At 71.2% G+C, this 8,892-nt stretch carries 11 protein-coding genes; 7 read left to right on the forward strand and 4 right to left on the reverse strand.

Annotation, left to right across the window (positions count from 1 at the left end):
- Positions 1-156: 156 nt before the first annotated feature.
- The 3 genes from ABEB00_RS13720 to chpE all read left to right on the forward strand — a co-directional run bounded on the left by ABEB00_RS13720 (position 157) and on the right by chpE (position 2,312).
- Positions 157-1,302, forward strand: coding sequence for a GAF domain-containing sensor histidine kinase (locus ABEB00_RS13720; RefSeq protein ID WP_345619807.1), 1,146 nt, complete (start codon positions 157-159; stop codon positions 1,300-1,302).
- On the forward strand, positions 1,295-1,951 hold the full coding sequence (locus ABEB00_RS13725; RefSeq protein ID WP_345619808.1) for a response regulator: 657 nt from the start codon (positions 1,295-1,297) through the stop codon (positions 1,949-1,951). Before ABEB00_RS13720 ends, ABEB00_RS13725 begins: the two co-directional genes overlap by 8 nt.
- Before the next feature lie 115 nt (positions 1,952-2,066).
- Positions 2,067-2,312 carry a chaplin ChpE gene (gene chpE, locus ABEB00_RS13730; RefSeq protein WP_345619809.1) on the forward strand — a complete coding sequence of 82 codons (246 nt, stop codon included), beginning with the start codon at positions 2,067-2,069 and terminating at the stop codon, positions 2,310-2,312.
- A gap of 72 nt (positions 2,313-2,384) precedes the next feature.
- On the opposite strand, the gene ABEB00_RS13735 is transcribed toward chpE, so the two are convergent.
- Positions 2,385-3,173: a hypothetical protein gene (locus tag ABEB00_RS13735; protein WP_345619810.1), complete on the reverse strand. Its 789-nt coding sequence runs from the start codon at positions 3,171-3,173 to the stop codon at positions 2,385-2,387.
- A 148-nt stretch (positions 3,174-3,321) separates the two neighbouring features.
- On the opposite strand from ABEB00_RS13735, the gene ABEB00_RS13740 reads away from it, so the two are divergent.
- The 3 genes from ABEB00_RS13740 (at position 3,322) to ABEB00_RS13750 (ending at position 5,723) form a co-directional block, all read left to right on the forward strand.
- Positions 3,322-4,119, forward strand: coding sequence for an ABC transporter ATP-binding protein (locus ABEB00_RS13740; RefSeq protein ID WP_345619811.1), 798 nt, complete (start codon positions 3,322-3,324; stop codon positions 4,117-4,119).
- A gap of 80 nt (positions 4,120-4,199) precedes the next feature.
- The gene (locus ABEB00_RS13745) at positions 4,200-4,631 is read left to right on the forward strand and encodes an NfeD family protein (RefSeq protein WP_345619812.1); all 432 of its coding nucleotides are present in this window, start codon (positions 4,200-4,202) and stop codon (positions 4,629-4,631) included.
- A gap of 150 nt (positions 4,632-4,781) precedes the next feature.
- Positions 4,782-5,723, forward strand: coding sequence for an SPFH domain-containing protein (locus tag ABEB00_RS13750; protein WP_345619813.1), 942 nt, complete (start codon positions 4,782-4,784; stop codon positions 5,721-5,723).
- Positions 5,724-5,735: 12 nt separating this feature from the next.
- Here the strand turns inward: ABEB00_RS13750 and ABEB00_RS13755 are convergent, their stop codons facing one another.
- The 3 genes from ABEB00_RS13755 to ABEB00_RS13765 form a co-directional block, all read right to left on the reverse strand.
- Positions 5,736-6,242, reverse strand: coding sequence for an HNH endonuclease (locus ABEB00_RS13755; protein WP_345619814.1), 507 nt, complete (start codon positions 6,240-6,242; stop codon positions 5,736-5,738).
- A gap of 198 nt (positions 6,243-6,440) precedes the next feature.
- Positions 6,441-6,980: a YbhB/YbcL family Raf kinase inhibitor-like protein gene (locus tag ABEB00_RS13760; RefSeq protein ID WP_345619815.1), complete on the reverse strand. Its 540-nt coding sequence runs from the start codon at positions 6,978-6,980 to the stop codon at positions 6,441-6,443.
- Between the two features lie 48 nt (positions 6,981-7,028).
- Complete coding sequence (locus ABEB00_RS13765; RefSeq protein ID WP_345619816.1) at positions 7,029-7,811, reverse strand: sporulation protein; 783 nt, start codon at positions 7,809-7,811, stop codon at positions 7,029-7,031.
- A gap of 136 nt (positions 7,812-7,947) precedes the next feature.
- Here ABEB00_RS13765 and ABEB00_RS13770 point away from each other — a divergent pair, with 136 nt between their 5' ends.
- The gene (locus ABEB00_RS13770) at positions 7,948-8,589 is read left to right on the forward strand and encodes a DNA-3-methyladenine glycosylase (RefSeq protein ID WP_345619818.1); all 642 of its coding nucleotides are present in this window, start codon (positions 7,948-7,950) and stop codon (positions 8,587-8,589) included.
- The last annotated feature ends 303 nt before the right edge of the window (positions 8,590-8,892 follow it).

An 8,892-nucleotide genomic window follows, 5' to 3' on the forward strand; every position in this document is an offset into this window, starting at 1 on the left:
TTCCGGGTGTGTCCCGCCGCTCCCGCGGGCCCGGTCCCCCGCGCGGCCGGGACCTCGGTCCTAGGCCCGACCCGGGTCCGGCCTAGGCCCACCGGACCGGGCCCGCGCCGCCGTGCGGCCGATCCGCGCGCTCACCCCCGCCGGTACCGTGAGGACATGAGTCACGGCCCCCGGTCCGGCCTCGCCGCGGTGAGTTCCGCGCTGCTGGCCATGAGCAGGCACCTGGAGGTGCGCGACGTCCTCAAGACGATCGTCGCCTCCGCCCGCGACCTGCTCGACGCCCAGTACGCCGCCCTCGGCGTCCCCGACGACCACGGCGGCTTCGCCCAGTTCGTCGTCGACGGCGTCAGCGACGCGCAGTGGAAGGCCATCGGCCCCCTGCCGCGCCAGCACGGCATCCTCGCCGCGATGCTGCGCGACGCCAGGACCGAGCGCCTCGCCGACGTCCGCGAGGACCCCCGCTTCGAGGGCTGGCCCGCGGCCCACCCCGACCTCGTCGACTTCCTCGGCCTGCCGATCCGCGACGGCGACGAGGTCATCGGCGCCCTCTTCCTCGCCAACAAGAACCGCGACCGGCGACACGGCGGCTGCGGCTTCACCGAGGAGGACGAGGAACTCCTCGGCATCCTCGCCCAGCACGCGGCGATCGCCCTCACCAACGCCCGCCTGTACGAGCGCAGCCGCGAACTCACCATCGCCGAGGAACGCACCCGCCTCGCCCACGAGCTGCACGACGCCGTCAGCCAGAAGCTGTTCTCGCTGCGCCTGACCGCCCAGGCGGCGGCCCGCCTGGTGGACCGCGACCCCACCCGGGCCAAGGGCGAGCTGCAGCAGGTGGCGGCGCTGGCCGCCGAGGCCGCCGACGAGCTGCGCGCCGCCGTCGTCGAGCTGCGCCCCGCCGCCCTCGACGAGGACGGCCTCGTCGCCACCCTCCGCACCCAGATCCAGGTCCTCGACCGCGCCCACACCGCGCGCGTGACCTTCACCGGCCACGGCGTCCGGGCCCTGCCCGCCGCCCAGGAGGAAGCCGTGCTGCGGGTCGCCCAGGAAGCGCTGCACAACGCCCTGCGGCACTCCGGAGCCGGGCACGTCGACGTCACCCTGGAGCGCCGCGGCACCGGAGCCGAGCTGCGGATCACCGACGACGGCGGCGGCTTCGACCCGGGCACCGTGCGCCGCGCGGGACGCCATCTCGGCCTCGTGTCGATGCGGGACCGGGCGGGCGGGGTCGGCGGCACGCTGACCGTGGAATCGGCGCCCGGCAAGGGCACCACGATCGGGATGGAGGTCCCCGGTGGCTGAGGCGATCAAGGTGCTGCTCGTCGACGACCACCAGGTGGTCCGCCGCGGCCTGCGCACCTTCCTCGAAGTGCAGGACGACATCGAGGTCGTCGGCGAGGCCGCCGACGGCGCCGAGGGAGTCGCCCGCGCCGAGGAACTGACCCCCGACGTGATCCTCATGGACGTCAAGATGCCGGGCATGGACGGCGTCGACGCGCTGCGCCGGCTGCGCGAACTGAACCACCCCGCGCGCGTGCTGATCGTCACCAGCTTCACCGAGCAGCGCACAGTGGTCCCCGCCCTGCGCGCGGGCGCCGCCGGGTACGTCTACAAGGACATCGACCCCGACGCCCTGGCCGGCGCCATCCGCTCGGTGCACGCCGGGCACATCCTGCTCCAGCCCGAGGTCGCCGGCGCCCTGCTCTCCGCCGAGAGCCCCACCTCCGGCCACGGCCGGGCCGGCTCGCTGACCGAACGGGAGCGCGAGGTGCTGGCCCTGATAGCGGACGGCCGCTCCAACCGGGAGATCGCCCGCGCCCTGGTCCTGTCCGAGAAGACGGTGAAGACCCACGTCTCCAACATCCTGATGAAACTCGACCTCGCCGACCGCACCCAGGCGGCCCTGTGGGCCGTACGCCACGGCAACGCGGAGAGTTCCGCACCGGACTGAGATTCATACCGTCGTGGGAATGTCACCCACATGGCGCATCCTCCGGCGTGCGCCGGCGTTCTCCAGGGCGTGCCGCGGCGCACCTGCCGCGGTGATCCCAAGGGAGGGCTCGACAATGAAGAACCTGAAGAAGGCGACGGCCGTGACGATGGCGGCCGGCGGTCTGCTCGCCGCCGGCGCCGGCCTGGCCTCCGCCGGTGGCGGCGCCGCCGCGCACGGCGAGGCCGTCGGCTCCCCGGGCGTCGCCTCCGGCAACGCCGTCCAGGCGCCGATCCACATCCCGGTCAACGCGGTCGGCAACAGCGTGAACGTCATCGGCGTGCTGAACCCCGCCTTCGGCAACCTCGGCCTCAACCGCTGACCTCGGTCGCGTGATCCCGACGACGCCGGTCGGTGCGGCCCGCCCGCCCGGCGTCCGAGGACCACCCGTCCGTCACCGCACCCCGCGCTCCCGCTCCTCCACCACCGCGTTGTACGCCGCGACCTGCGCCCGCCGGGCCGTGCGCTCCACCGGCCGCAGCGCGGCCCCCCGCCCCGCCATCTCGGAGGCGCTCACCGCACCCCCGGGCCCGTTCTCGTACGCCAGCGAGACCAGCATCCCCACCCGCTGCGCCAGCTCCAGCACCCGTACGGCCCGCTGCGGGTAACCCGGCGCCAGCACCTCGCGCCCCGCCTCCGCCCGCGCCCGGTACGCCGCCAGCGCCGCCTCCGCCACCGGCCCCGACCCGGCCACGTCCAGCCGCGTCAGCACCTCGGTCGCCTCCCTGAGCGCCTCCGCCAGTTCCCGCTCGGCCTCGCCCAGCGACGGCACGTCCGCGGGCGGCGCCTCCCGCACCGGCAGACAGTGCCAGACGACCTCCACATGGACATCGCCCTGCGGCCCCGCCTCGAAGACCTCGGGCACCAGCCCGAACGCGGCGCCGTGACAGACCACCGCCTCCTCCGCCTCCAGCGCCCGCGCGTTGAACTCCGGCGGCCCGCTCAGCCCCAGCGGATGCCCCGGCGCGGGCAGCGCGATCCGCAGTCCGGTCACGCCCAGCGACCGCAGCCTCCCCAGCGCCAGCGTCAGCCCGACCGGCGCCGCCTCGCCCGGCAGCCCCGCCACCCGGTGCACCGCGTCCGCCCCCACGATCGCGATCACCGCGTCATCAGGAGAGACGAGTCCGGCAAGAAGGGCATTTCCCCATGAAGTAAGACGTCCTGCACGTGGTTCGGAGAGCATCCCCCCACCCTAAGGACCGGACCGATGGAACGGTTGTCCCGACCGGTGGCGTAGATTTCGCAGGGGGCTGCGCCCACCGGCGCGGACCGAGCCACAGGCGTAAGCGACAGCCGGAACCGGCCACACAGCAAGGGGAGACAACGCGCTCATGAGCGATGTTCTGGAGCTTCAGGACGTATCCGTGGTCCGCGAGGACCGGGCTCTGGTGGACCAGGTCTCCTGGTCGGTCAAGGAGGGCGAACGCTGGGTCATCCTCGGCCCCAACGGCGCCGGCAAGACCACCCTCCTCAACCTCGCGTCCAGCTACCTCTACCCCAGCACGGGCACCGCCACCATCCTCGGCGAGACCCTCGGCAGGCCCGGCACCGACGTCTTCGAGCTGCGCCCCCGCATCGGCGTGGCCGGCATCGCCATGGCCGAGAAGCTCCCCAAGCGCCAGACCGTCCTGCAGACCGTGCTGACCGCCGCCTACGGCATGACGGCCGGCTGGCAGGAGGACTACGAGGACATCGACGAGCAGCGCGCCCGCGCCTTCCTCGACCGCCTCGGCATGACCGAGTTCCTCGACCGCAAATTCGGCACCCTCTCCGAGGGCGAGCGCAAGCGCACCCTCATCGCCCGCGCCCTGATGACCGACCCCGAGCTGCTCCTCCTCGACGAGCCCGCCGCCGGCCTCGACCTCGGCGGCCGCGAGGACCTCGTGCGCCGCCTCGGCCGCCTCGCCCGCGACCCCATCGCCCCGTCGATGATCATGGTCACCCACCATGTCGAGGAGATCGCCCCCGGCTTCACCCACGTCCTGATGATCCGCCAGGGCAAGGTGCTCGCCGCCGGACCGCTGGAGCTGGAACTCACCTCCCGCAACCTCTCCCGCTGCTTCGGCCTCCCGCTCATCGTCGAGCAGGTCGGCGACCGCTGGACCGCCCAGGGCCTCCCGCTGTCCTGACCGGCGTCCGCACCGCCTGCTTCTCGCCGCCCCCCCCTTGCGCCCTGTCCCGCAGCGACCCGCGGACCTACCATGACCATGTGAACGACATCGACGCATGGGTGTGGTGGCTCGTCGCCGCGGCAGCACTCGGAATCCCGCTCGTCGTCACCGCGATGCCGGAGTTCGGGATGCTCGCCGTGGGCGCCGTCGCCGCGGCGACCGCCTCCGGGCTCGGTGCCGGCCTCGTCCCACAGGTCCTCGTCTTCGCCGTCGTCTCGGTCGCCCTCATCGCCGTGGTACGCCCCATCGCCGCGCGCCACCGCAGCCAGCGCCCCCAACTCGTCACCGGCGTGGAGGCGTTGAAAGGCAGACAGGCCGTCGTCCTCGAACGCGTCGACGGCACCGGCGGCCGGGTCAAACTGGCCGGGGAGATCTGGTCGGCCCGCGCCCTCGACAGCGGGCGCTCCTACGACGTCGGCCAGGAGGTGGACGTCGTGGACATCGAAGGTGCCACGGCCCTCGTGATCTGACCCCGCGCCACAACAAGTGGCAAGAACCCCTCCCGGGGCGGGCGACGGTCTGTCAGACTCGACCAGCAAGATCCTCAACAGCCGTATGATCTGCAGTCATCACAGGATCTGCCGAGAGCGCCGAGGCGGAGAAGGGTACGGGGAGCCACGATGGAACCGGTCATCATCGTCTTGATCATCCTGGTGGTGTTGGTCTTCATCGCCCTGATCAAGACCATCCAGGTCATTCCGCAGGCGAGCGCCGCCATCGTCGAGCGCTTCGGCCGCTACACGCGGACACTGAACGCGGGCCTCAACATCGTGGTCCCGTTCATCGACACCATCCGCAACCGCATCGACCTGCGCGAACAGGTCGTCCCGTTCCCGCCGCAGCCGGTGATCACCCAGGACAACCTGGTGGTCAACATCGACACGGTCATCTACTACCAGGTCACCGACGCGCGCGCCGCGACCTACGAGGTCGCCAGCTACATCCAGGCGATCGAGCAGCTCACCGTCACCACGCTGCGCAACATCATCGGCGGCATGGACCTGGAGCGGACCCTGACCTCCCGCGAGGAGATCAACGCGGCCCTGCGCGGCGTCCTCGACGAGGCCACCGGCAAGTGGGGCATCCGCGTCAACCGCGTCGAGCTGAAGGCCATCGAGCCGCCCACCTCCATCCAGGACTCGATGGAGAAGCAGATGCGCGCCGACCGCGACAAGCGCGCCGCGATCCTCCAGGCCGAAGGTGTCCGGCAGTCCGAGATCCTGCGCGCCGAGGGCGAGAAGCAGTCCCAGATCCTGCGCGCCGAGGGTGAGTCCAAGGCCGCCGCCCTGCGCGCCGAGGGCGAGGCCCAGGCCGTGCGCACGGTCTTCGAGGCGATCCACGCCGGCGACCCGGACCAGAAGCTGCTCTCCTACCAGTACCTCCAGATGCTGCCGAAGATCGCCGAGGGCGACGCCAACAAGCTCTGGATCGTGCCCAGCGAGATCGGCGACGCCCTCAAGGGCCTCTCCGGCGCCGTGGGCAACCTGGGCGGCCTGGGCGGCGCCCCGACCGCCGGCACCGTCCCCGCCCAGGAACGTCGCGAGAAGCCGTCGATCGACTGACGTCACGTGACGTCACGCCGCGTCCAGCACCAGCCACTCGGGCAGCGCGGCGAAGTCCTCCCGAGCCAGCGCCAGCAGCATCGCATCGGCCGGCGTCGGCTCGAACGGCTCACGCAGCAACGGCATCCCCGCCTGCTCCGGCGTCCGGTTCGCCTTGCGGTGATTGTCCTCGGCGCACGAGGCCACCGTGTTCAGCCAGGTGTCCTGACCACCGTGCGACCTGGGCACCACATGGTCCACGGTGGTCGCCCGCCTGCCGCAGTACGCGCACCGGTGCCGGTCCCTGATCAGCACGCCCCGCCGGGACCACGGAGCACGTCTTCGGAACGGCACCCGGACGTACTGGCGGAGCCTGATCACCCTGGGCGCCGGTATGTCGAGCGCGGCTCCGCGCATCCGCAGCGCGGGATGGGCCTGTTCGACGACGGCCTTGTCCTGGAGCACCAGAACGACGGCTCGGTTCAGCGTCACCGTCGACAACGGCTCGAAGCTCGCGTTCAGCACCAGCGTGTCCCGCATGTCAGCCCACCTCCCGTGCGCACCGGCCCACTCCCTGGCGGGCTGGATCAACTCTGGCCGGGCACGCCGAGATGGACAACGCAATATCTGCTGCTCCACGGGGGGAACGCCCCCCGCGGCCCCCGGCAACAAAAATGCCCGTCCCTGATCCATTCCAAGACCAGGGACGGGCAAACGTTCCGTGAACGCTGGGCTCACTCAGCCCTCGGCGGGCACCTCGTACTCACCGATGAGCTGAGCGCGCGCGATCGTGTGGAACCGCAGGTTGAAACCGACGAACGCCGCGGTGGCGTCCGCGTCCGGTCCCAGCTTCTCCTCGTCCACCGCGTACACCGTGAAGACGTACCGGTGCGGGCCGTCCCCGGGCGGCGGCGCGGCACCGCCGAAGTTCTTGGTGCCGTAGTCGTTGCGCACCTGGACCGCGCCCGCCGGCAGCCCCTCGAACGTGCCGCTGCCCGCGCCCGCCGGCAGCTCGGTCACCGAGGCCGGGATGTCGAACACGACCCAGTGCCAGAATCCGCTGCCGGTGGGTGCGTCCGGGTCGTAGCAGGTCACGGCGTAGCTCTTGGTCTCCGGCGGGGCACCTTCCCACCGCAGTTGCGGTGAGGTGTCCCCGGCCGCGTGGACCTGGGCGTCCTTGAGCGTCGCGCCCTCCTGGACGTCCGCACTCGTCACCGTGAACGACGCCACGGGCGGGTGGAAGGCATGGGGGAGCGGACGCCGCTTCACCTCGGTCACCTCGGTACCTCCTGAATCATGTGGTGCACGGACCACCGAGCCTAGAACCTAGAACCAGCTTCGCTTGCTGCCGACCTCGGAGAGCCACTGGTTGAGGTACCCGACCCAGTCGGTGCCCTGGTAGTCGCCCAGTCCGACCGTGAAGGAGCGGAACGTGTCGCTGCCCTCGCTGAACAGCCCCGGCCTCTTGTCCATCTCCAGCACCACGTCCATCGCCTGCTCGTCGGCGACGAAGCTCAGCTCGACCTGGTTCAGCCCCCGGTACTGCTGCGGCGGGTGGAACTCCAGCTCCTGGTAGAACGGCAGCTTCTGCCGGGTGCCCCGGATGTGCCCGCGCTCCATGTCCGCGTTCTTGAACCGGAAGCCGAGCTGGAGGAACGCGTCCAGGATCGCCTTCTGGGCCGGCAGCGGGTGCACGTTCACCGGGTCCAGGTCACCGGAGTCCACGGCCCGCGCGATCGCCAGCTCCGTGGTCACCCCGATGTGCATCCCGCGCAGCTCCTGCCCGTCGATCGTCGTGATCGGCGTCTCCCAGGGGATCTCCAGCCCGAACGGCACCGCGTGCACGGCCCCCGCCTGCAGCTCGAAGGCCCCGCCGAGGCTCACCTTGGTGAACTCGATGTCCTGCTTGTACTCCTGGTCGCCGCTCTCCACCTCGACCTTGGCCTGGAGCCCGACCGACAACCCCTCGATCTGCTGGTTGACGGACCCGCCCTGGATCCGCACCTCGCCCTGGACGACCCCGCCCGGAACGACGTTGACCTCGTTCAGCACCGTCTCGACCGAGGCCCCTCCGGCCCCCAGGCTCGCGAGCAGCTTCTTGAACGCCATGTCTCTCCCTCTCCAGGCTTCACGTGTGGACCCTTGACCCCTACAAACGCGATCCGGCCGTGGCCGGTTCCGCGCACTCACCCCGGCAGGCCGTCCACCCCGTCGCGCCGACCCGGCTGCGTTACGCTCGGACGGCATGATCGCGACCCCTGACCGTACGCCCCTGCCGAGGGAGTTCTTCGACCGCCCCGTCCTGGAGGTGGCCCCCGACCTCCTGGGCCGCATCCTCGTCCGCACCACCCCGGACGGCCCGATCTCCCTGCGCCTGACAGAGGTCGAGGCGTACGACGGTCAGAACGATCCCGGCTCCCACGCCTATCGCGGCCGCACCCCCCGCAACGACGTGATGTTCGGTCCTCCCGGGCATGTGTACGTCTACTTCACCTACGGCATGTGGTTCTGCATGAACCTGGTGTGCGGTCCCGAGGACCGGGCGAGCGCGGTACTGCTCCGCGCCGGCGAGATCATCGAGGGCGCCGAACTCGCGCGAACCCGTCGCCTCTCGGCCCGTCATGACAAGGAACTGGCCAAAGGCCCCGCCCGCCTCGCCACCGCGCTCGGCGTCGACCGTTCCCTGGACGGAACGGACGCCTGCACCGCCGGCGACACTCCGCTCCGCGTCCTGACGGGCGCTCCGGTACCGCGCGACCAGGTAAGCAACGGCCCCCGTACCGGTGTCTCCGGTGCCGGAGGGGTGCACCCCTGGCGTTACTGGATCGCCGACGACCCGACGGTGAGCCCGTACCGCGCCCACGTCCCCAGGCGACGCCGAAGTTGACGCCACCTTGCGCGGAGCGTAACGTGGCCCGAGCCGCTGAACCGGGCAGGGCGTTCGCCTGAGCCGGAAGCGGCCAACCCACTACTCACGACCACCCCTCAGCGGGGTCCAATTCGGCGTGCCCGCATGCCTGAATTAGAACTCGCGAGAGCCGATTATGAATCGGCAGGGGAGTCCGCTAACGTAGTGAATGTCGAAAGGCCGACAGGCGAAAGCCCAAGACCTCAAGGCAATCCCGCCGACAGGGAATCGGATCGGAAAAACGATCTGATAGAGTCGGAAACGCAAGACCGAAGGGAAGCG

Origin of the sequence: Streptomyces ziwulingensis (genome assembly GCF_039542605.1) — a bacterium.
Classification (GTDB): domain Bacteria; phylum Actinomycetota; class Actinomycetes; order Streptomycetales; family Streptomycetaceae; genus Streptomyces; species Streptomyces ziwulingensis.